The following is a 21,022-nucleotide window of genomic DNA, read 5'->3' as shown; positions in this document are numbered from 1 at the left end:
CTTTGGCTGACTTACGAGGCACGAGTTTTCCCGCCTCGCGGAGGCTCTTCCGTGATCGACTCTAAGGATTTCGGCAAAAACTGCCAAGGCCAAGACCTTTTGTTAACTCAGGAGGTTTAGCGAAGGCTGGGTTTCCGCACGATCAGTGGGTACAGCGTTGGGCTAATGTCCCTTTGAGGAACCGGGTGGAACGGCCTTGCGGAAGGAATGTTGCGGGCCTTTTGTCGGGTGCGATGCCGTCATCTTCAGATCAGTTTTCCTATGCAATTCTCAGGAATCAGCGTGCGATAAATTTCTGGAGGGCATATCATCTGCGCCGCTGTAGCCGTTCCGTCGAATGGTTGCGTTTGCTGTCTGCTGAGATGCGAGAGAACGACATGAAGCCACGCTATGCCTTGATTGTGATTGATGTTCAGAACGATTATTTCCCCGGTGGTCGCTGGACATTAAGCGGAATCGAGGCGGCGGCTGACAACGTGGCGAAACTCCTTGTGGCTGCACGAAACGACGGCCAGTTAGTGGTGCACATTCGGCACGAGTTCCCCACAGCTGATGCACCTTTTTTTGCGCCGGGCAGCGAAGGGGCACAGATTCATCCCACGGCAAAGAACCTGCCGACCGAAGAGGTCGTTCTTAAGCACTACATCAATTCTTACCGTGAAACAAAGCTCGGCGAGATTCTCGAGCAGCATGATATTAAAAATGTGGTCATTTGCGGTGCAATGAGCCACATGTGTGTTGATGCAGCTACCCGGGCATCCAACGATTTTGGCTATGGCTGCACGGTGATCCACGATGCGTGCGCGTCGCGGGATCTGGAATTTAACGGGGTGAAAGTCCCCGCCGAGCATGCCCACGCGGCCTTCATGGCAGCCCTGAAATTTGGCTATGCTAACGTGCTGTCAACAGATGAGTTTTTAACTATTTAATAGCTTTTCTATTAACTCCGCCTTCTTCCTCGAGAGTGAAAGCGGAAGATGGTTCTCAAACAGTCCACACTCTATTGCCCTGAAAATCCATGCCGATGGGAATGGATTGAGGGGATTTCAGAAGGCGTCGCGATGCAAGATCACTGTGCAACGGTGAGAGAGTTTTTGAATCTGTCCATTAATAAGGGTGAGATTGAATCTGCCAGCCAGTTCTTCTGGGAAGATATGGTGGAACAGGTTCCGTTACCCGGCCAGGGACCAGGTTTAGCGGGACTGAAAGACGTTCTACGTGGAATGCGAACTGCGTTTCCAGATATGCATTGGACGGCACAAGAACAAATCGCCGAAGGGGATAAAGTCGTCACACGCTTCGAGTGGACAGGGACTCATCAAGCAGATTTTTTGGGGGTGCCTGCCACCGGGCGATCAGTCAAGGTTTGGGGTGTCGTGATTGACCGCTTTGAAGGTCATAAAATTAAAGACACGCGAATTATCATGGATGCACTAGGACTAATGATGCAACTCGGAGCGTTTCCTACGACTTGAATTGATTTCCGGAACCCGGAAATGCTGCCGCCGATCTTTGATATTTCACAATCTCCTGGACTGCGGCAGTGTGAATGAAACATGGAATGGCCTATGAACCCTGATGAACCTGCGATCGTCTCTTCGCTAAGCCAGACGATGTACTGGCGTTTCTTCAGGTTGGTATTCTTGTTTGTTTTGATTCCCTATGTCGGTATTCATGTTCTGCTGATTGCAGTCCAGCGGCAGATGATTTTTGTCCCGACACAAACGGGGCCGCTTTCGGCTCATCTGGCTGGTCAGGGAAGTCTTGACGTTGAAGATGTCGTACTGACAACTTCTGACAAGCTCTCCCTTCATGGCTGGTATTATCGACGTCCAGAAGAGCCTAATGTTGATACGCCCCGCTGGCTGGTGATTTATTTCCCCGGTAATGCCGGGACACGACAGCAGCGGGAAGAGGATTGTCTGGAATTTTATCGGCTGGGCTTAAGCGTTCTGATTTTTGATTACCGTGGCTATAGCGAGAATCCCGGTTCACCCTGTGAAACAAATTTTGCCAGCGATGCTCAATCTGTCTGGAAATATGCAACCGAGACCTTGGGATATCGCCCCAATCAGATTGTGCTCTTTGGTGAGTCGATGGGTGGTGGAGTAGCGACGCGTCTGGCGAGGGAGCTATCTGAGGCCAACGTACCACCTGCCGCTTTAGTGCTGAACTCGACCTTTAAGTCAATACCAGCCACTGTCCTCTACCAATACCCTTACATGCCGCTTCTGCAATATTTCGTCTGGGATCGGTTTCCGTCGATTGAGCGAATTGGCAAGGTGACGTGCCCTGTTCTTCAATTTCACGGCACCGATGATACGCTCACGCCTTATGCTCATGCCGAGCAACTTTTTTCTGCGGCACGGGAGAAGTCAGTTTCGGGAATTCCCAAGAAGTTCGTGACGATTGAAGGTGGGCACCATAACTATCTGCCAGCAGAGGAACTCAGCCGACATTTCCGCGAGCTGAAATCCAGCATCACGCAGCACTCTGCGAATAAATAATGTTTGCGTTGGATGACGATTAGCGATCAATCGCGATTCGCAATATATGCAGGGTGTATGCAGCGCAGCGCAATACACCAATTTTTAGTTGGCAGTCAGGCTGGACTATATAAAAAGCGTAAACACTGGTGCATTCCGAAGACTCCATGCCATTTACTTAACTGCGATGTCTTTCGTTTCGGTGCATATTTTTTGATTGAAATGAGAGCCGATCACTTGTCCGGCAAGCGTCAGTAGAAGGAAAACCACGCTCGCAAAGAGAGAGATGGCCACGACTGCTGCGGGGAAAAGAGGCGAGTGATTTGTTTGAGTGGGATCGATAGCCCCTGACATGATGCGGCAAACGGCGACAAGCCCCAGCATGCTGCCGATCAACGTCCCACGTCTCGCATAAGTGAGCGGCACGTCTTTTGGTTGAATATCGGTTTTTTGATTTTTGTCTGCGGTCTCTTGTTGCATTCACTGATTGTATTAGTTGAGCTTTGGCAATGACAAGTTCTTGTCAGCGATTTGTCTGGGGAGCATTTTATTGGGGAGCATTTTATATAGATCTGCTGTGGCTTAATTAAGGCGTAATGGGGGTGCGGCCGTTGATGATATTGTCCGCCGAGTGATTTATTGGAGGCAGCGTGCGGAGAAAGAGTTCTCGATCACCGGCACAATAGCGGATGTGATCGTCGGTATGGGTGGCGCCGTGTACGGTAATGAATTGTTTTGAGCCTGGGGCCTCTTCAAAGAGCTTTTTCCCCAAGGGAAGAGGGATCAGTTGATCTGCTGATCCATGGCTTTGTAATAGCGGGCCGGGATAGCTTTTCAGCTTATCCACCGAGTTCAGCCGCTGGGTCATATTCCAATCAGGAAGAAGCCACGCGGCATGCTGTCTGGCGACGTCCGGCAAAGATGGGAAAGTACTCTCCAGAATCAGCCCGCGTGCGCCATCGGTTGAGGCCAGATCGACAGCGACGGCCCCTCCTAATGATCGCCCCATGAGAACAATGTCGGTCGATGCTAAGCCGTTTTCTTTAGTCAGCCAGTCTCTGGCCGCTTTGGCATCGATCAGAATGCCTTTTTCGTGAGGGAAGCCGGTGCTTCGGCCATAGCCACGGTAATCAAAAACCAGAATGGAGACTCGGTGTTGCACGCTCAAACGGGCGGCCAGCTTTCCCCATTGATCCACCGTTCCAACATTTCCGTGACAATAGAGCACCACGGCCTGAGGGACAGGGTGGGCAAAATAACGGGCGTCGAGAGTCTGGCGATCAGGGGTCTCAATCAGAACTTCTCTGCCTGGCGGCAAGACTTCACCCACTGTCGAATCTTGTTTAACCATGCGGGATGAGAAATTTGGATAAACAAAGACCTGTTCAACGGGCCTGAGAGGGGAGAGTGGCCCCAACATGCGGCAACCGGTGGCATTCAAGACGAGCGGCAACAGCAAGAACGACACCCATCGCATCTTGGCGTGCGACTCCCCAAACACAGCCAGGTTTGTGGCCGTGAAGTGTGAGAAACGTCAGGTTGAACAATTCCTGGGGCAAAGCCCCCATTCACCAGACGTATGGCAGGACGTCTGATGGTCTCCAGCTTTCTCATACTATGTCGGTCTTTGTTATGGGTTGTCTTTAACGATTTTGCGGGGTGTTGTGCCCCGGCTTTGCCATCGAAATCATGTCGCCGCAACGTCTTCTGCTGTCAGACTTAACAACAGAAGCGACCCAGATTTTATCCTTTAGCAATGCCGTAGAGGCTGCTGGTGCTTTGGGGAGTTGAGACGATCGCTACCTCGTTTGCACGAAACTTTGGTCACCAAATTGGAAGGTGTGGGCTACTCGGGACAGGGAGAGATTGGTGCGTTCACCCGTTGAAGTTTCAAGCCGCAGGTGAATTTGCGGCCATTCCTCAAGGATATCCCAAAGGCCGGTTTCGCGGTCGTCGCGAACGCGGCCCAGCGATAAACCGCCCCCACTGATGGAAGTGTGCCCTGTGATCCGCCGGAGATAGGTTCCATCAGATTTGAAAGAGAGGGTTTCTTCGTGCGAATTGCTATCACTCGAGCCAATGGATCGCTGGTAGTGATGTGCAGCGGTGAATGTCTTTCCACGAAGAACCTCTTCCCACTGTTCCATGCGAGGGCTGATGAAACGGAGGTATTTCACCAGTTGACCAATCGCACTTCGCAACTCTTTCTCTGTGAGCCGGGCATGATTGAACGGCACCAGAAGATAAAGCCGTGATGTATGCGGATTCCGGATGGCACCGATAAACGGCACCTCTGGATCCCGGCGATTGATGAATGTGGCGCCGTGTTCTCCCACCGGGCCGAGGGCCGCCATCAGTTCATATTGCTCTTCGAGGTTGCCCTGAGGGTCATCGCCCGGCCCGGGGGACATGATGCCTACGCCGAACTGGCCATGGAGCGGTGCATAAAGGGTGATACCGTTTTGTGTGGCCAGCCCGTGATCGTGCGGAGCATCGATCAACATCCCGAATTGAGGAATTCGCAGCATAGCGTCATCTCGATGTCAGATTTTTAGGAAATGAATGCGCTGGCGAGTGTCAGCCCAGGAGGCAAATGACTCAAGCCGAATTTCTGAAAGCGGCTGATATTTCACGAAGAGTCAGACTGGCTTATGTGGGAGATTGCTAATGCCGACGATCTATTGATAATACCCGCCATGAATACTATGATTGCGATTGCAATGAACACGGGGAGTAAAAAAGGTGCCAGCTGCATGAAAGTGACTAGAGAACAGGCGACAGCGAACCGTCAGGCGATTCTGGATGCCGCTGCCCGGCTGTTTCGCCGTCGCGGAATTGATGGTGTTGGAGTGGCTGAGGTCGTGCGGGAGGCGCGACTGACGCATGGGGCGCTCTACAGTCACTTTCCCTCGAAAGATGAGTTGGTGATTGAATGCTGCGAACATGCGATGGGTGAGACGTCGCGGTCACTGGAAATATTGATTGAAATACCTGGTGATGCCAGTTCTTTTTCGCGGATTGTGCGTTTCTATCTTTCACCAGAGCACCGGGATCAGCCTGAGAACGGGTGTGTGATGGCGGCGATGGCGGTGGATTTATCGCGTCAGAAGCCATCGACCCGGCAGCGATTTTCGCGGGCGATTGAAGGTTTTCTGGCGTTTCTCTGCCGGCATAGTGGGCAGCGCTCGGCTGAGAAGGCCCGGAAAAAATCGATCGTCGCCTTATCGACGATGCTGGGGGCATTGACGCTTGCGAGAGCGGTTGATGATCCCACTCTCTCGAATGAAATTCTGGCAGTGGTTACAGATGAATTACTGAGGTCGAAAACAGACGGTTCGACAAAAACATCCGAATGAGAAGACGGCCGATTGAATAGTTGTCGCGAGTCAGGTTGAGACATTGACGGAGAGTTCAACGATGCGTCGTCGAGTTGTGGTTACGGGGTTGGGATGTATTTCGCCGGTCGGTCATACCCCGGATGAGGCCTGGCAATCGCTTCATGCCGGGAGATCGGGTGTTCAAAAAATCACGCGGTTTGATGCGTCTCACTTTCCTTCACAGATTGCGGCTGAGGTCAAGTCGTTTGATCTGAAACGGTGGATCGCGCCGGAGATTGTCCCGTCATTTATGAAGTCAGGGCCTAACATCCAGTTTGGGGCGGCAGCGGCCATGCAGGCGGTCACGGATTCCGGTCTGGATATTGCGAAGTTGATCGACCCGACGCGGTTTGGAGTTTATCTGGGTTCGGGTGAGGGGTCGCAAGACTTTCTTTTGCTCATGCGGACGCTGCTGGGGGCTTCAACAACAGACAAAGGGATTGATCTTCAAAAGTTTTCAGAGTTGGGGCTGCGTGATTTTGACGCCGAGATGGAACAGAATCAGGAACCGAGCATTCTGGCGGGTCGTCTGGCGGGATTGTTCAATGCGATGGGGCCTAATCTGAACTCGTTGACTGCGTGTGCGGCCTCGGCACAGGCCATCGGTGAAGCGACCGAATTGATCCGCAGTGGGGAGGCGGACGTGATGTTGTCTGGCGGAGCACACAGCATGATTCATCCGTTTGGAATTACCGGCTTTTGCCTGCTGACAACGCTTTCAACCAGAAATGACTCGCCGGAACAGGCCTCGCGGCCCTTTGATCGTGAGCGGGATGGATTTGTGCTTGGTGAAGGGGCAGCCATGCTTGTCCTGGAAGAGTACGAACACGCCGCCCGACGAGGAGCCAGAATCTATGGGGAAGTCGTAGGGTATGGAGTCACGGCTGATGCTTATCGTCCCACAGATATTCCGCCTGATGGAGAAGGAATGGCGCGAGCGATTCGGCTTTCACTCAAGAATGCGGGGCTGAATCCTGATGCCATTGACTATATCAATGCTCACGGAACCAGCACGAAGGCCAATGACAAGACCGAGACTTACGCACTGAAAACCGTGCTGGGAAGTGATGTCCGCAAGATGCCGATTTCCAGCACCAAAGGGGCGACGGGCCATCTTGTCGCCGCTTGCGGTGCGTTGGAAGCGATGTTCTCGTTGCTGGCCATTCGGGATCAGCTGGTTCCTCCCACAGCGAATTACGAATACCCCGATCCCGAGTGTGATCTGGATTATGTTCCCCGCCATTCGCGAGAAAAAACGATCCGGCGTGTGATGTCCAACAATGCCGGCTTTGGAGGACAAAACGCGTCGCTGATCTTTGCCAGTCTGTAAGTCTTTTCTGTCGATATGCTTCAAGGACAGCAATGATGGAAGAACCGCCATACTGGCTACGCGGGATCATGTTTCACTTCGCTGGCGGCGATGCGTGGATTGTTGCGTTGCTCGCAATGGCGGGCATCTTGTGGCTGTTGCGGCCTTCCTGTTTGAAAGCGATTTTCGAGGGACGTGAGGCTTTCCGGCGGAGTGCTCAAGTGCGACTGGCGGCATTCTTGCTGGTCGTTTCCATCGTTTGGGGAGCTGCTTCAGGAGAAGCTTTTCCAATCATCCTGAGCTTGCTGCTGCTGGTGGCGGTTACCAGTCTGATCCTCAGGTCGCCCGCTGAATTTCGTCACGCAACGACCAGTCAAATGCCGGAGACTGAGGGGCGTGCTAACAATCCCCAAGCGTGGTGGCTTCAGAGATGTCTTTCCGTAAGTTATCGAACCCACTACTGGGGAAGTGTCTTGTGCCTGGTCGCCGTCTTGGCGTGGGCGGGGTGGAGTCGCCTGAATCCGCAGGCATGGCCTGAGCATCTTCGAGAGGGGCGATTGCTGGTCATCGGTGATTCGGTGACTGCCGGGCTTAACGATGACGACCTTGTCTGGCCAATGCAAATTCAGCTTCCCTGGAAGGTTGTGAGTGCTGCTCAACCAGGGGCTACTGTTCGATCAGCGATAAGGCAATTGGAGTCGCTACCGAATGAACCCGCGACACTGCTGATCGAGATCGGCGGCAACGATCTCTTGGGCCCCACAACCCTGACTGAATACCGTGAGGGGTTGGATCAACTTCTGCGAACTGCTTGTGAAAGACCTTATGACATTGTGCTGTTGGAACTCCCCTGGCCTCCTCTCCGGCACAGATTTGCCTGGGTGCATCGGGACTTGGCCAGTCAATATAGGGTTCGCCTGATTCCTCGCCGCCGGTTCATGCAAATTTTGAGTACGACCGGCGCGACCTTTGACGGTATTCACCTGACGAATGACGGGCATGCACTCTTTGCGCGATGGGTCGAGCAAGGAATTTTCAAAAGCGACTGACGTTTTCTTATTGTCTTAGCTGAAAGTAGCTACAGCGGAACCGGGATCATGGCACACAGTCCGATCTCACAAGCCCTAATCGTGTGGGGGCCGTCGGCGAAAGACTATCGGTCGCGGGGCCAGTTGGCGGTGTTGACGGGCATGTCCTGTGGAGCGGCACCGCCTGATGGAGTGGGGGCGGCATTGCTGTTGACATAGCTGCTCTGAATGATCGAATTCATGCCGATCGAACTGCCAGAACTGAGTGAACCACCGCCATTTACGGGCATCTGGCTCACTTGTGGTTGCAGCGTTGATTGATCCGGGAAGGATTGGATATTGGTGATCGTTTCCTTGATTTGCTGCAATTCGCGTCCGTCAGCGGTCTTGACAACCATCTCCAGCATGCTGGTCAGGCGGGAACTGGTGGGCAGGCCGGTGGCCCGATCGACATGACAGACACCGCTCTGCCGTCCGCCACGCACAGAGACTTTCATCCCTTGAGGGCCATACTGTGCCATGGAGGGAGCAATCGCTCCCACCACATCGATGACAACTTCTCGCGACCCTAATTCTTTCACCAGACAGCGTGTTTCAATAGTGAGAGGGATCGGGCCATCCAGCCGCTTCGGAGGCAGCACCCATGTTGATCCCAATTGAACGCCTTGTGCCCCTTGAGCTGGCAGCAAACCGATGGAGTTGTCGATAAAGTTCGCAACCCCTTCATCGTGCGGAAGAACGGCCAATTGTCCGATCACCTGAGCTTTGCGGTCATCCGGCACGTGAGCGACACAGCGATGTACGAATTCTTCAAACCGGAGCACTTCGGCCACCCGGCGATCAGGGCCTAGCCAGAAACCAAAACCGTTGCCGGGAAGTCCCGCATAGGCCAACGCTTCCGGTGGAATATTGCTTCCCCCATCGGCAGAGTTGTAATTGATGGTTTTGCCGCCCAGGGTCTGCTGGAACTGGACGCGGTGATACTGCACGGAGAAGCGGGTTCGGTCGTTCTGAACTTCATCAACTTGCAGAACCATCTGGAGTTCCAGGCGGCTGGCGCCGACAACCTGAGCGGGCTGGCCCTGGGAAACTCGCTGATCGACAGTTTTCAAGAGAGGAAAACGATCCCCGACCTTAACGTGAAGATCCAGTTTTTCTGTCTCTAATGCCGGGGCAGCAGGGGCTTGGAGTAATGCTTCACTGGTTGAAGCTTGCCCGACGCCCATGTCGCGCGCGACTTCCGACGTATCCCCAAAGTCCAATTCCAGATCGGACGAATCAACCGACCCGGAGGAACCACACCCTGCGGCGCAGAGCGAAGTGGTCAGCAGACAACCGCCAACCAGCCAGGCTTTTCCGCCTGCCATTAAGGACTGGATTAACGTGCCTGGTTGCATTCCCATTTGTGGCCAACATCCTTGTGTGGGATGAAAATTTCGCCCCAGAAAGACAAACAGCACACCGCCTTCACCCGTTATGAAGCCGATTCTGCTGCTGACTGATCGTTTCAATCCCTGATCTGACCAGTCGAACAACGGAGCATAGCAGCATTGTGGGGATTGGCGGAAGAGGAGGTTTTCCCCGCTGCTTTTGATTTCAGAGCCATGGCTTGCCACCACTTACGGCCTGATTTTGTCCTCACTCATTGGTTTTCTCGATGAGGTTTTTCATTTTCCCATGGCAGTGAAGGGCTGCGACGATCAGAATGGCATCCAGTCGGTACGCTCACCGATGGTGTCGACACTTCTGGTCAGGCCGCTGAGTGAATATGGGAATCCACCCTCCTTCCCGACGAGCGATTCAAAGCGTGTCCACATCGTTGGCACTGCACGCTGTGATCTTGTTGCTTCTCGGCTTGATTGTGCTCAAGGCAGAGGTTCCTCATTCCCTTCCCGTTTCTACACTTTGGGGGGCTGATGCTGAATCACATGACATCGTCACGGAAATCACGGATTTAGTATTCGACGATCATGAGGCAAAAGCGGATCCGGGCCAGATGCTTGACGTGTCCGGCGGATCCTCATCAGAAATGCTGGCCGATCTTCTTGACGATTCGTCCACAGCGCCCACTGATCAGTTTTTGATCGACCCTGCCTGGGATCCTCTGGGGACGCCTGCGACGGTGACTCCGGAAGTGGCATCCTCAAAAGGAAAAGCAACCCGCCCAGGCAAACGAGGCACAGGTCAGGGGCAAGGGGAAGGAACCGGCAAGGGAACTGGAAACGGCAAAGGAGGCTCGGGAATCTTTGGTAAGACTCAGGCCGGTAAGAAAGTCGTGTTCGTTGTCGATTGCTCGGGCAGCATGGAAGTCGTTCATCTCCCGTCGAGTTATCGAAACGGAGGGCGCACCACCCGCTTTCAACGAGTGAAACAGGAACTGGTGCAGGCCATTCGAGAACTTCCCGAAGAAACCCATTTTTACATCGTCTTTTTCAGTGATGTGGACTATTCCATGCCTTCCAAACAACTGGAACTGGCCACGAATGAAAACAAGGAGCGTTTCCTTCGCTGGGCTGGGACAGCGACGACCATGCCGGGGAACACCGATCCGCGATCATCACTTCAGTTAGCTCTCAGATTGCAACCGGATGTGATTCATCTCTTGACTGACGGCTCTTTCCCTCCCATCGCAGAGCAGGATCTGATGGGACTTCGGCAGGAGAAAACCATCATCAATACCATTGCACTGGGCGGGCAAGCGGGCGAGGTCGTGTTGAAACATCTCTCGCAACAGAATGGAGGAACATTCAGCAACATCCCCTGATCACGCCCGCCAGATGACGTGATCAGAAAACCCGCACGGCACACTGAAAATCGGCGCCAAAGACTTGTAACAAACTCAGTGCGCAGTCTTGGCAAATTGGCAGCCGGCATAGACGGTAGCTGCACACTGGATCGACTCAAGAATCGCTTCGTCACTCAGTCCCAGTTGCCGGGCTTTCGCAACGTGACCTTCCGTGCATGGCTTGCACCCGTTGACATCGCTCACGGTCACGTTGATCAGTTCCACGTCCCGGTCACTCAGGCTGGTGCCTGCAAACGTATGTGCTCGTAGTCCCACGGGCATTCCACTGAACAGATCACTCCCGCTTAAGTCACGGAACTTGAAGAAGACGTTGTACATGGCACAAGTCGCCTGGACAGCGAGGACGTCCGCCACGAATTGAGACTTTTCCTGCTCGGTTCCTTCGACCTGTGAACGCAACCTTTGGGCGAAATATTCGGTCAATGATTTCACGCCAGCCGTATGACTGACTGCCACGCTGATGAGCGCCTTTTCACGAACGGTGAGCTTGCCGTCGGTGTACACGAACTTTTTGAAGTTCATGTAATAGTCATTGAGAAACGCAGGGACGATACTCATCTGATGAAAGATTTCAGGGATCGGCTCTGCACCAAACAATTCTTCCAGCCGTGAGAGTGTTTGCTTCGCTTTATCGTCAATCTCGGCATGTGTTCTTGCAGGCCAGAGCGGGTGCATGATTCGTCTCCTGAATTTGTTTTATCATTTGAGTTTTGACAGCGTGAAAACAGCACAACCTGATTTCACGAGTGCCTGTGTGATCAGAAAATTTGGCTGAGCGGAGATAAGCTGAGTGAAGAAAAATAGCCGCAAGCGGTTCCTGAAATACAGAAACCGTTCGACGGCTACATCACCATGTCAAGCAATAGAAGAAACAGGGTCACGACTCATCATCTCGTCTGACCCATGCTCACATCGTATTAGTTAAGGGTCTCTTCGCCCTTCTTCCAGTTGCAGGGACAGAGCTTGTCGGTCTGAAGAGCATCCAGCACGCGAATGACTTCTTCAACGCTTCGGCCCACGGAAAGATCGTGCACAGCCAGCCAGCGAATAGCGCCGGTCGGATCGATCAGGAAAATGCCGCGATAAGCAATCCCTTGTTCTTCATCAAGCACGCCATAAGCGGTGGAAAGCGTATGAGCCGTATCGGCCAGCATCAAATGCTTCAGGCTGGCAAGATCCTTATGGCTATCGCACCAACCCTTGTGCGAAAAAACGCTATCGGTGCTGGCGGTCAGCAGAACGCAGTCACGATCAGAAAATTCGCCCACAGCCTTATCAAACGCGACGATTTCCGTGGGACAAACGAACGTAAAGTCGAGTGGGTAGAAATAGAGACAAACCCACTTGCCGCGCAGATCAGTCAGATTCACCTTGGTGAACTGGGCGTCGGTGTTGTCCTTGGTTCGGTCATAGGCCTGTACGGAAAAGTCTGGGGCAGGCTTACCAACGCGAGCTGACATGAAAAACTCCATCAAAGTGCAGAGAACAGGGGTGAATCATGCAGGTACTCACATCGCCAGAGGCTGACACGCTCTTGAACAAATGCGCCATTCCTGGCCCAGGGATACCTGCGACAAGGGAAGTATACCCCTCGTGAAGTCAGGAACAAACCCAGCCAGTACGATGCTTGGTATAGGCTGAACCTATGGCATGGCCTCCATCGTGTCGCAAAAGTTGATGTTGGTTTTTCCACTTGATTCTGCGATTTACGCACCTCCAATGTGCCGCACAATCCTTGAATCCATCGTGGCGTGGGAGCGTCACAAATTTCCCCTCGATGAATTCAGACCGCAACCGTGTGCCTTGTCGCAGACTTTACACCGCATGGTGAAGTGCCTGGCGGAAGCCCACTGGCTGAATCGTTTTTTGAATCAACAGGAATGCCAATTTGCAAGTCCATTTCACAACCTTGAAAAGGTTCGCGAAGAGTGTCACTCCGCTCTGGAAAAGTTGAGCATCACTTCGTTAGTGTGGAATGTGTGGAACACGATCACCTGCCTGTGCCTGGCACAGACAGAGTCTGAACCACATATCAACTCCGTTCTGTTTCACATCTGCTCGTCGTCAATCAGGCAATCAAACAAAACTGATATTAAGCTTGGTTGAATCATTGTGGTCTTTGAAGAAAGGTTGCCATGCGCGTCGATTCCGTCCGCCCCGACGTAACATCGCTCATGCTGCAGGTCACTCAGAAAGCCCCTCATCCGGAACTTTTGAGTGCTGTAGAAAAAGACGTGTTTCGCACGCACGACGTCACGGCAGAAATCTCCCTCACTCCCATGGGGCATGCCGTTGTCTGGAAACGCCAGGGGAGTGTTCTCTGCGAACTGATCGCCGAGCAGTCTTTAACAACAACGTCTGGTCGGTCATGCCTGATCCAGAAAATTCGCGGCTGCAAAACACATATGATTCGCCCCGCCTCTGGTCACTGGGAATACTCGGTGAGCAGCCAATTGGAGATGTTGGAACCAGATCAATTTCTCGGAGCACATGAGGATCTGCTCAGCGACCTCCATCGCGCGACACTCAGCCATGTCTTCCCCACACGCAATCGCCTCTGCCCTGCTCCACTCAGTCTGCTGATGTTTGAAGTGACCGGGCATGCCATTTCCGTCCACGCCTTCCACTCCTTCCCCGCTCACTGCGGCATCGTCCGCACCCAATCCCTCCTGGAACTCACTCCCTAACCCCCTTGCGGGGTTTGGGCCTATCAGCCGGGACTTGTACTAAAGATTCGCAGCCCCGTTGCGTCCCCTTGCGGGGTTTGTGGCGGCGTATGAGGGCCAGTCGTTCATCCGCGAATGGTTCTTACGCCGCCAGAGCTTCTCAAATCCTTCTCCTTGAGGGAGAAGGTGGCCGAAGGCCGGATGTGGGGATTGGTATTGGCTTCGGAAACACGGGTGGTTCATCAGCCCTCACCCTGCCCTGCCGCAAACGGGAGAGTGTTCTCGGACAGGCTTTCAGTCTTGAATCGTGAACTTGCCCAGCCCCCAATTCCCCATCGTAATAGACGACTTCTGGCGGGGTTTGGGTTGTGCCGATTGCATGACTCATTCGTAGGCAAGAAATGGAAATCACGTGGTGAGCCATCCCCCGCCGATGTTCCCGACGAAGGCGGAGGGCGCGGATTACGCGGGGGAATTGCCAAAATTGCTCGCCGTCTCTGATTATGAAGGAAGATTTTCCTTCAAACTGCTCCATTGGCGGCAGTAAACTTTGTGGGTTAGGAAAGCTGTTTGCCGTCCGGTGCCTCCGACCGGCGGTCACGTCTTAAAGATTCGGCTTGAAGTTCTGGAAAGCTCACAAATGCATTTCCTCTCTCATCGTCAGTGGTCACGATTCGTTCTTGCTGCCCTGCTGACGGGTTCTGTTTCTCTTCCTGTCGCCACATTTGCTGTTGTTCAGGCAGCGGAAGTCCCTGTCGCGAATGCACCTGTGGCAAAGCCGCAGTCTGTGAAGGCTCAGGTTCTCCGGCAGGTTGACCGTGATGGCTCAAGTTACACCGCGGTGGCGTTGCGGGCAGCATCGCTTCCTGCCGTCGCTTCGGCTCAGGAACTGGTGATTCTGGTTGATACGTCGGCCAGTCAGGTGGGGGCTTACCGAAACGGGGCTCTTAGCTTGGTGGCTGAACTTTTGAAATCATTACCTGGGGAAACTCAGGTTCGTCTGGCAGCGGTCGATGTGAAGCCCGAGCCATTGATGGACGGTTTTGCCGCTGCAAATTCGGCCGCTCTGGTTGATGCTGTCGAAGAGCTGCGGATGAGAACTCCGCTGGGAGCCACAAACCTTCCGCTGGCTCTTGAGAGTGCTTCAACATGGTTTACAGGGAACGGCCCCCGGCATGTTCTCTATATTGGCGATGGCTACAGCACTGCTGAGTTTATTCCTGTGGATCGGTTGCAAACGACCTATGACAAGCTTCAGCAGAAGCAGGTTGTTGTTCACAGTTATGGGCTGGGGCCGCGTTTTAATGGCAAGCTTCTGGGGTCGCTGGCTCAGCGGACTGGTGGTGCCCTCTGGATCACTCCGGCAGAAGCTCCTGGAAAAGAAGCCGCTGCGGTTGCCAATGCGGTGCTGGCTCCCGTGATGCAGGTCAATGAAGTCATTGTAGAAGGAGACCTGGGGCTTCAGTTGCTTCCGGCCAGTGGCCTTCCGCTTCGTACCGACCGTGAGACGGTTTACATCGGTCGCGGGACAGTCAATGGTGAAGAAGTGGTGGTGCATGGTTCGGCCGGCGGAAACCCCGTGTCCATGACCTTTAATGTCTCACAAATGAATGGTGAGTCAGCCTTCCTGCCTGCTTTTGTTCGCCAGGTGACGTCTGAAGGCGGTTTAACGAACTCGTTGGCAGGACTGGAAGTTGTTGGTCGAATTGGGGATGAATTCGAGCAGGCTTCTCAGTTACTGGTGGCCCGGGCTGAGCAGGCTGCCCGTGATGGTGATCAGCAGATTGTGGCCCAGATGGCGACTCAGGCTGAACTGATGTCTGTTCGGCCAGTCACACTCCAGCGCGTGCTGGCTGCAGGTCATGCCACAAAGGGTGGTGCTGTTCAAGCGACGCCCGTCAAGGCCAGCCGACTTCAATCAGAAACTTCAGAGCCTCCATTGGTGGAACGAACCGTTCCAGGCCAGGGGCCTTCACTGCTGGATGAACGCGAACAACTGATCCGTGTTCAAGCGGAAAAATTACGTCAGCAGGTCAGTTCGACCATTCAATATGCCCGCTCCTCTGATAATTCTGGTGCGGCACTTGATGAACTGAAGCGCACGATGACTTCGGTTCGTTCGGCAATTGATATCAATGCCGAAGAGCGTGGGAAACTTGAACGCGTGATCGGCTCAGAAATTCTGGCCATGACGAACCGGATTGAAAAAGAGAATCAGGATCGTGTTCGTGACCTTGAACGTGCCTCACAAATGGAAGCACAGCAGCGACTGGTTGAACAGTCCATGCTGGATGAAGAGCGTCTGGCCAATTTGATCGACCGTGTTCGGGCACTAATGAATGCGGGCCGCCATGGCGATGACGCGGCATTCTCTGAAGCTGAGGCTGTGGCCCGCGTGGCGGTGGATCTTGAACCCGACAGTGGTGCGGCGGCGGCGGCTCTGTTCAATGCCGAAGCGGCAACGCAACTTCGCCGGATGTTCCGCTTGCGTTCCAAGCGTGCGGATATGTTCCTCGAAACACTGTATCAAGTGGAACTTTCTCACATTCCATTCCCGGATGAACCGCCTGTTGTTTTCCCTCCCGCAGAAGTGTGGAAGGCTCTGACCGAGCGACGTAAGCGATACCAGTCAATCGATCTGCGTCAGAACAGCCCCAACGAACAGCGGATCATGTCGGCTTTGGATCAGCCTACGGATATCGAATTCATTGACACATCGCTCAAGGACGCTCTCGATTTCATTGAAGATCTTCACAAAATTGAGATCTGGGTCAATGAAGCCAAGATCATGGAAGAAGGGATTGCCATTGATCAGCCTGTTAATCTCCAACTTTCCGGGATCACGTTGCGAAGTGCCCTTCGTCTGATGCTGGAACCGCTTCAGTTGGGATACGTGGTTGATAACGAAGTGATGGAAATCACCACTGCGACTCTGGCTGGCGAACGCCTTTTCACCCGCGTGTATGCTGTGGGTGACGTGGCAGCGACGGTGCCAAACTTTGGTGGCGGTGGCGGTGTTGGTGGTCAGAACGGCCAGAACGGTATCAACGGTGGTCAGCAGAATGGTCAGAACCAGAATGGTGGTGGCGGTGGTGGCTTTGGAAATCAGTTCAGTCTGCCATCTGAAGTGATCGTTCCTGCGGTAAAAAAAAATCGCTGAACCTCGGTAAATTACCCGATCTCAGCGAAGACGGGTTGTCTGTAAAAAGAAGTGCGTCTGTTCAGAAGGACTTCGTAGCCGCTTCGCGGAAACGATGCCAGAATGTTCGCTCGGAAAATGTCCCTTCAGCACAGCCGACCACGGCTGCCGATTGGGATCGATTCGTCGCGGAAAAAGCCCCGAAGCCAGATCTTGTCAAAGAACTGGTGACGGGGTTTTCAGTTTCTGGCAAACACGCCAGCTCGATTGGTCTGATTGAAGCGTGCATTCGTGCGGGGCAGGTTCAGCCCTGGATGCATGAAGTGCTGGCACTTTCCATGCAAATGGATGGCAGGCCCAAAGAGCAGATTGAACGAGTGATGCTTTCAAGCGTGGATGTCGGGAACGGCGACGTGGCCTCTCTAGCATTTCTGGCGACTTACTTTGCGGGGATGAAGCGGCCTGAGCAGGCAATCACTTTGCTGGATCAGGCGGTGCGTATCGATCCGACACGCGAAGAGGTTTATGTTCTGGCCACACGCATTGCACAATCTGCCAAGCTGTGGGAGACGATCCTCTGGAGTGCACCGGGGATTTTGGAACATGCCTGGGGCCAAGACCGCCAGGAGATGGTGACATTGGCCGAATCTGCTGCTGTTGAAGCAATAGCGGCTCTGAAAAAGCAGGGCAAAGAGCCTGATGCCCTGCGACTTGAACGTGCGATGGAACTGGCACGCTATTGTGACCTTCAGGTCAAAATTGAATGGAACGGTGCTGGCGATGTTGATCTCTTTGTCGACGAGCCAGGCAATTATACGTGCTCGCATGAAACCCCACGAACACCTGGCGGTGGGCACCTCTCGCGAGATGGCTTCGGCCCGCGTCAGGAAAATTGTCAGGAAGAGTATGTCTGTCCGCGTGCCGATGCTGGCGAATACTGTATTCGGATCAGGCATGTGCATGGAGACATTGTTGGTAAGCGGGTGCTCGTCAATATTGTGAAGCGGCTGGGACGGCCCGACGCCGAAGAAATCACACGCACGGTGATTCTTGGTAAGGAAGACCAGGAAATCCGCATCAAGATGCGAGATGGTCGTCGACAGGAACGCGCGGTTGTTCCCGAGCAGTCCCGCGGAATTCGTCGACCAGAAACTGCTGGTAACAAGGTCTTTGCTGAACTGCGCGGGCATCAACCACAGGGCCGGTTGCAGCCGCCTCTGGCTCAGATCGGGAATGCTGGCGGCGTGGCCGTGGGACAGGGAGTGGCAGTCTCCACTCCCCAGGTCAGCCTGTTTTCTGAGGGAGTTTCATTGGCGGCGATGGCGGTTGTGTCAGGAGATCGCCGGTATGTCCGACTCTCTCTCCAGCCCCGTTTTTCTTCGATCACCGATGTGATTCAATTCAGCACTGCCAGTGGCCCTCTGGGAAGATAAACCACTGGAAAAAATCCTGTTATTTCAAACTGGAATGCGTCTTAAAACTGTTTGAGGAAGCGAAGGTCGTTTTCATAGAACAGGCGAATGTCGTCGATTCCATGTCGCAACATGCAGAATCGAGCGATGCCTAAGCCGAAGGCAAACCCAGTCACCGTTTCAGGGTCATAACCCACCGTTCTCAGAACATTCGGGTCAACCATTCCTGCGCCGCCCAGTTCAAGCCAGCCGTTTTTCCAGCGAACGTCCACTTCAACCGAAGGTTCAGTGAAAGGGAAGAATGACGGGCGAAAGCGAATCTCGACTTCCTCGCCTAAATAGGCCGCAGCGAACATTTTCAGCACGCTTTTCAGCGTCGCCATGGTGACCCCTTCGCCGACCATCAGCCCTTCCATCTGGTGGAACATCTGATGATGGGTGCGGTCAATTTCATCAGGTCGATAAACACGTCCCACAGAAACAATGCGAATCGGCGGTTGGGACTGCTCCATCACCCGGATTTGAACAGTCGATGTCTGGCTGCGCATGAGGATGGGTTGACCATTCGCGGTCTTGGCAGCCGCCAGATAGAAATTATCAAGCGGATCACGCGCAGGGTGATCGAGAGGGATATTGAGGGCATCAAAGTTATGATATTCATCTTCAAGTTCAGGGCCGTCTTCGACGGTGAAGCCGAATCGGGCAATGATTTCCTTGAACTCATTGATGGTCTGAGTGATCGGGTGCTCACGGCCAATTGTCGGCAGTATCCCCGGGAGCGTCACATCGAAGTCCCGTGGCAGGCTCTCAGGCTTCGCCAGTTGTTCGACCTGCGCGTCAAACACCTGCGTCACCCGGTTCTTCATCTCATTGAACGCTTGCCCCACAGCAGGACGATCGGTGGGTGCCGCTTTCCCCAGTTCGCTTTGAAGGTCTTTCAGGCGCCCCTTGCTCTTACCCAGATAGACAATACGAACCTGTTCAAGGTCAGCGTGGGATTTTGACTGATTGATCGCCGCAATCGCTTCCTGTTCAAACGACAGGAATGCCTGAAGTGCTGCATTCATGAGTGAATCACCTGGAACAGACTGGCGGAGAAAACCAGTCAAAGGAAGACAATCGCCTATCAACAAATAAAGGGGGCAGTGGAAATTCCACGCCCCCTTTGCGAGTCATTCTGACGGACCCCGCAGGATCTCGTGATTTCCAGCGATCATTAAACCGCAGCGGTTTTACGACCGAGATTGACGTTGTTGTTAGACAGCGCCGAACGAACCAGATTGGCCACTTCGTCAAAGACGGCAGGATGATGAATCGCCAGTTCGCTCAGCGACTTGCGGTTCAACTTAATGCCAGCCAGGTCGAGGCCGTTGATAAAGCGGCTATAGGAGATCCCACGCATCTGGGCAGCAGCCGTAATACGTGTGATCCAGAGTGATCGGAAGTCACGCTTGCGGGCGCGGCGATCGCGGAACGCAAAACAGCGATTACGAACAAGCGTTTCTTTGACCAGACGGATCTGCTTGCTGCGACCGCCAACCTGACCACGTGCTTCACGGAAGAGACGCTTGTGCGACTTATGTCGAGCGACGGCAAAACTGATACGCATGATAACCTGTCTGGCAATGAATTCTGAAAAAACGGGAGAAGGTGGTCTCGAAGAGAAGTTCAACCCACTGTTGACCAACCTGGCTTAGGATGCCAGGAAGAAAACAGAGTCTGAGCGGCTCGTTAGAGGCTAGGACGCAAACCTTCGATGATGTTCTTGGCATTAGGGCCGGTCACCACGTTGTCCAAACGAAGATGCCGCTTGCGGTTACCGCTCTTGTGAGAGAGCAAGTGACCACGAAAGGCACTGCGATGCTTGGCTTTGCCCGAGGCGGTGACTTTGAATCGCTTCAGCATTCCCTTGTGGGTTTTCTGCTTAGTCATAGTGATCTCTATCGAGCATGCAGTGTAAGGACAGGCCGAACTCCACAAAGTCTGAATGCTGGACAACCGGCAGCCAGACTGATGTTGTGGTTACGGATGATGTGAAACAACGGCAGACGTAATTAGCGATCTGCACCGGCGAACGGGCAGTATAGTTGACGCTGCCAAGAAATTTCCAGCGAACAGATCATTCTTGCCATCTGACTGGCAAGGATTCGCAGAAGTTATGACTTTGGAGCTAAAACAGCGATCATATTACGACCGCCTTCCAGCTTGGGCATTTGCTCCACTTTACCGAATTCTTGAAGTTGTTCGATAATGTTGGCGAGAATTTCTTTGCCGCGGTCATGGTGCGCATTTTCGCGACCACGGAAAATGATGTTCAGCTTCACTTTATCCTTCTGTGACAGGAATTCGCGGGCCTGTTTGACCTTGAATTCGATGTCGTGCTCGCCTGTTTTTGGGCGAAGCCGGATTTCCTTGATCTGAACCTGATGTTGCTTGGCCGAATTGGCGTGCTTCTTCTTTTGCTCGTACTTGAACTTGCCATAATCCATGATGCGGCAGACCGGAGGCCGCTCGCCCGGTGCCACTTCGACAAGATCCATCCCTGCTTCCAGCGCAATGCGCATGGCGTCGGACGTTGGGATCACTCCCAGCATTTTCCCTTCGTGATCGACCACCCGAATCGGGGACAAACGGATCTGGTCGTTGATACGATGCGTCGTTTCGATTGCCGTAATCTCCAGCAGTGTAATAGTTTGTGGCGTTCTGCGAGGTACTGTGGACGGATTCTCACCCATCAAAAGGTGAGAAAAGCAGCTCTGTGATATGGCCACAGGGCACTCGCACGGGACTTATGTTTAT

The 21,022-nt window shown here is 53.5% G+C and carries 20 protein-coding genes; 10 read left to right on the top strand and 10 right to left on the bottom strand.

Annotated elements, in window-relative coordinates; genetic code table 11:
• Positions 1–377: 377 nt before the first annotated feature.
• From SH287x_RS02545 to SH287x_RS02535, 3 genes are all read left to right on the top strand, one after another.
• A complete protein-coding gene (locus SH287x_RS02545; protein WP_479518758.1) occupies positions 378–929 on the top strand; it encodes a cysteine hydrolase family protein in 552 nt (183 codons plus the stop codon).
• Positions 930–977: 48 nt separating this feature from the next.
• Positions 978–1,475, top strand: a complete 498-nt coding sequence (locus SH287x_RS02540) for an ester cyclase (protein ID WP_479516874.1) — start codon at positions 978–980, stop codon at positions 1,473–1,475.
• 93 nt (positions 1,476–1,568) lie between these two features.
• Positions 1,569–2,507, top strand: a complete 939-nt coding sequence (locus tag SH287x_RS02535; RefSeq protein WP_479516873.1) for an alpha/beta hydrolase — start codon at positions 1,569–1,571, stop codon at positions 2,505–2,507.
• 153 nt (positions 2,508–2,660) lie between these two features.
• Here the strand turns inward: SH287x_RS02535 and SH287x_RS02530 are convergent, their stop codons facing one another.
• From SH287x_RS02530 to SH287x_RS02520, 3 genes are all read right to left on the bottom strand, one after another.
• Positions 2,661–2,966, bottom strand: coding sequence for a hypothetical protein (locus SH287x_RS02530; RefSeq protein ID WP_479516872.1), 306 nt, complete (start codon positions 2,964–2,966; stop codon positions 2,661–2,663).
• Between the two features lie 106 nt (positions 2,967–3,072).
• Entirely contained in the window at positions 3,073–3,963 is an 891-nt protein-coding gene (locus SH287x_RS02525) for an alpha/beta hydrolase (protein WP_479516871.1), read from the bottom strand.
• Between the two features lie 322 nt (positions 3,964–4,285).
• The gene (locus SH287x_RS02520; RefSeq protein ID WP_479516870.1) at positions 4,286–5,014 is read right to left on the bottom strand and encodes a hypothetical protein; all 729 of its coding nucleotides are present in this window, start codon (positions 5,012–5,014) and stop codon (positions 4,286–4,288) included.
• Positions 5,015–5,239: 225 nt separating this feature from the next.
• On the opposite strand from SH287x_RS02520, the gene SH287x_RS02515 reads away from it, so the two are divergent.
• The 3 genes from SH287x_RS02515 to SH287x_RS02505 all read left to right on the top strand — a co-directional run bounded on the left by SH287x_RS02515 (position 5,240) and on the right by SH287x_RS02505 (position 8,221).
• Positions 5,240–5,842, top strand: a complete 603-nt coding sequence (locus SH287x_RS02515; protein WP_479516869.1) for a TetR/AcrR family transcriptional regulator — start codon at positions 5,240–5,242, stop codon at positions 5,840–5,842.
• A 61-nt stretch (positions 5,843–5,903) separates the two neighbouring features.
• Entirely contained in the window at positions 5,904–7,193 is a 1,290-nt protein-coding gene (locus tag SH287x_RS02510) for a beta-ketoacyl-[acyl-carrier-protein] synthase family protein (protein ID WP_479516868.1), read from the top strand.
• Between the two features lie 32 nt (positions 7,194–7,225).
• Positions 7,226–8,221, top strand: coding sequence for an SGNH/GDSL hydrolase family protein (locus SH287x_RS02505; RefSeq protein WP_479516867.1), 996 nt, complete (start codon positions 7,226–7,228; stop codon positions 8,219–8,221).
• 104 nt (positions 8,222–8,325) lie between these two features.
• Here SH287x_RS02505 and SH287x_RS02500 read toward each other — a convergent pair whose 3' ends face one another.
• On the bottom strand, positions 8,326–9,603 hold the full coding sequence (locus SH287x_RS02500) for a DUF6263 family protein (protein WP_479516866.1): 1,278 nt from the start codon (positions 9,601–9,603) through the stop codon (positions 8,326–8,328).
• A 404-nt stretch (positions 9,604–10,007) separates the two neighbouring features.
• Between SH287x_RS02500 and SH287x_RS02495 the strand changes: the two genes are divergently transcribed.
• Complete coding sequence (locus tag SH287x_RS02495) at positions 10,008–10,964, top strand: vWA domain-containing protein (protein WP_479516865.1); 957 nt, start codon at positions 10,008–10,010, stop codon at positions 10,962–10,964.
• Between the two features lie 75 nt (positions 10,965–11,039).
• Here SH287x_RS02495 and SH287x_RS02490 read toward each other — a convergent pair whose 3' ends face one another.
• Both SH287x_RS02490 and SH287x_RS02485 read right to left on the bottom strand, forming a co-directional pair.
• Positions 11,040–11,681 carry a carboxymuconolactone decarboxylase family protein gene (locus tag SH287x_RS02490; RefSeq protein ID WP_479516864.1) on the bottom strand — a complete coding sequence of 214 codons (642 nt, stop codon included), beginning with the start codon at positions 11,679–11,681 and terminating at the stop codon, positions 11,040–11,042.
• A 242-nt stretch (positions 11,682–11,923) separates the two neighbouring features.
• Positions 11,924–12,466: a peroxiredoxin gene (locus SH287x_RS02485; protein ID WP_479516863.1), complete on the bottom strand. Its 543-nt coding sequence runs from the start codon at positions 12,464–12,466 to the stop codon at positions 11,924–11,926.
• A 675-nt stretch (positions 12,467–13,141) separates the two neighbouring features.
• Between SH287x_RS02485 and SH287x_RS02480 the strand changes: the two genes are divergently transcribed.
• The 3 genes from SH287x_RS02480 to SH287x_RS02470 all read left to right on the top strand — a co-directional run bounded on the left by SH287x_RS02480 (position 13,142) and on the right by SH287x_RS02470 (position 18,244).
• A complete protein-coding gene (locus SH287x_RS02480; protein ID WP_479516862.1) occupies positions 13,142–13,693 on the top strand; it encodes a DUF2617 family protein in 552 nt (183 codons plus the stop codon).
• Between the two features lie 619 nt (positions 13,694–14,312).
• Entirely contained in the window at positions 14,313–16,832 is a 2,520-nt protein-coding gene (locus tag SH287x_RS02475; protein WP_479516861.1) for a vWA domain-containing protein, read from the top strand.
• Positions 16,833–16,867: 35 nt separating this feature from the next.
• Positions 16,868–18,244 (top strand): DUF2135 domain-containing protein, encoded by a 1,377-nt coding sequence (locus tag SH287x_RS02470; RefSeq protein ID WP_479516860.1) that lies wholly within the window; start codon positions 16,868–16,870, stop codon positions 18,242–18,244.
• A 41-nt stretch (positions 18,245–18,285) separates the two neighbouring features.
• On the opposite strand, the gene pheS is transcribed toward SH287x_RS02470, so the two are convergent.
• The 4 genes from pheS to infC all read right to left on the bottom strand — a co-directional run bounded on the left by pheS (position 18,286) and on the right by infC (position 20,994).
• Positions 18,286–19,290, bottom strand: a complete 1,005-nt coding sequence (gene pheS, locus SH287x_RS02465; RefSeq protein ID WP_479516859.1) for a phenylalanine--tRNA ligase subunit alpha — start codon at positions 19,288–19,290, stop codon at positions 18,286–18,288.
• A 149-nt stretch (positions 19,291–19,439) separates the two neighbouring features.
• The gene (gene rplT, locus SH287x_RS02460; RefSeq protein ID WP_479516858.1) at positions 19,440–19,832 is read right to left on the bottom strand and encodes a 50S ribosomal protein L20; all 393 of its coding nucleotides are present in this window, start codon (positions 19,830–19,832) and stop codon (positions 19,440–19,442) included.
• Between the two features lie 122 nt (positions 19,833–19,954).
• Positions 19,955–20,155 carry a 50S ribosomal protein L35 gene (rpmI, locus tag SH287x_RS02455; protein WP_479516857.1) on the bottom strand — a complete coding sequence of 67 codons (201 nt, stop codon included), beginning with the start codon at positions 20,153–20,155 and terminating at the stop codon, positions 19,955–19,957.
• A 224-nt stretch (positions 20,156–20,379) separates the two neighbouring features.
• On the bottom strand, positions 20,380–20,994 hold the full coding sequence (gene infC, locus SH287x_RS02450) for a translation initiation factor IF-3 (RefSeq protein ID WP_479516856.1): 615 nt from the start codon (positions 20,992–20,994) through the stop codon (positions 20,380–20,382).
• Positions 20,995–21,022 lie beyond the last annotated feature (28 nt).

Source organism: Planctopirus sp. SH287 (assembly GCF_056500625.1).
The sequence above is the reverse complement of the archived record's forward strand: the minus strand, read 5'-3'. Positions and strand labels throughout refer to the sequence as shown.

What these genes read in the sequence shown, in the direction of transcription:
- rpmI (WP_479516857.1), bottom strand. Translation starts at nt 20,155, where the DNA reads ATGACTAAGCAGAAAACCCACAAGGGAATGCTGAAGCGATTCAAAGTC.
- SH287x_RS02510 (WP_479516868.1), top strand. Translation starts at nt 5,904, where the DNA reads ATGCGTCGTCGAGTTGTGGTTACGGGGTTGGGATGTATTTCGCCGGTC.
- SH287x_RS02515 (WP_479516869.1), top strand. Translation starts at nt 5,240, where the DNA reads ATGAAAGTGACTAGAGAACAGGCGACAGCGAACCGTCAGGCGATTCTG.
- SH287x_RS02480 (WP_479516862.1), top strand. Translation starts at nt 13,142, where the DNA reads ATGCGCGTCGATTCCGTCCGCCCCGACGTAACATCGCTCATGCTGCAG.
- rplT (WP_479516858.1), bottom strand. Translation starts at nt 19,832, where the DNA reads ATGCGTATCAGTTTTGCCGTCGCTCGACATAAGTCGCACAAGCGTCTC.
- SH287x_RS02535 (WP_479516873.1), top strand. Translation starts at nt 1,569, where the DNA reads ATGAACCCTGATGAACCTGCGATCGTCTCTTCGCTAAGCCAGACGATG.
- SH287x_RS02505 (WP_479516867.1), top strand. Translation starts at nt 7,226, where the DNA reads ATGATGGAAGAACCGCCATACTGGCTACGCGGGATCATGTTTCACTTC.
- SH287x_RS02490 (WP_479516864.1), bottom strand. Translation starts at nt 11,681, where the DNA reads ATGCACCCGCTCTGGCCTGCAAGAACACATGCCGAGATTGACGATAAA.
- pheS (WP_479516859.1), bottom strand. Translation starts at nt 19,290, where the DNA reads ATGAATGCAGCACTTCAGGCATTCCTGTCGTTTGAACAGGAAGCGATT.
- SH287x_RS02475 (WP_479516861.1), top strand. Translation starts at nt 14,313, where the DNA reads ATGCATTTCCTCTCTCATCGTCAGTGGTCACGATTCGTTCTTGCTGCC.
- SH287x_RS02530 (WP_479516872.1), bottom strand. Translation starts at nt 2,966, where the DNA reads ATGCAACAAGAGACCGCAGACAAAAATCAAAAAACCGATATTCAACCA.
- SH287x_RS02485 (WP_479516863.1), bottom strand. Translation starts at nt 12,466, where the DNA reads ATGTCAGCTCGCGTTGGTAAGCCTGCCCCAGACTTTTCCGTACAGGCC.
- SH287x_RS02500 (WP_479516866.1), bottom strand. Translation starts at nt 9,603, where the DNA reads ATGGGAATGCAACCAGGCACGTTAATCCAGTCCTTAATGGCAGGCGGA.
- SH287x_RS02520 (WP_479516870.1), bottom strand. Translation starts at nt 5,014, where the DNA reads ATGCTGCGAATTCCTCAATTCGGGATGTTGATCGATGCTCCGCACGAT.
- SH287x_RS02525 (WP_479516871.1), bottom strand. Translation starts at nt 3,963, where the DNA reads ATGCGATGGGTGTCGTTCTTGCTGTTGCCGCTCGTCTTGAATGCCACC.
- SH287x_RS02540 (WP_479516874.1), top strand. Translation starts at nt 978, where the DNA reads ATGGTTCTCAAACAGTCCACACTCTATTGCCCTGAAAATCCATGCCGA.
- SH287x_RS02545 (WP_479518758.1), top strand. Translation starts at nt 378, where the DNA reads ATGAAGCCACGCTATGCCTTGATTGTGATTGATGTTCAGAACGATTAT.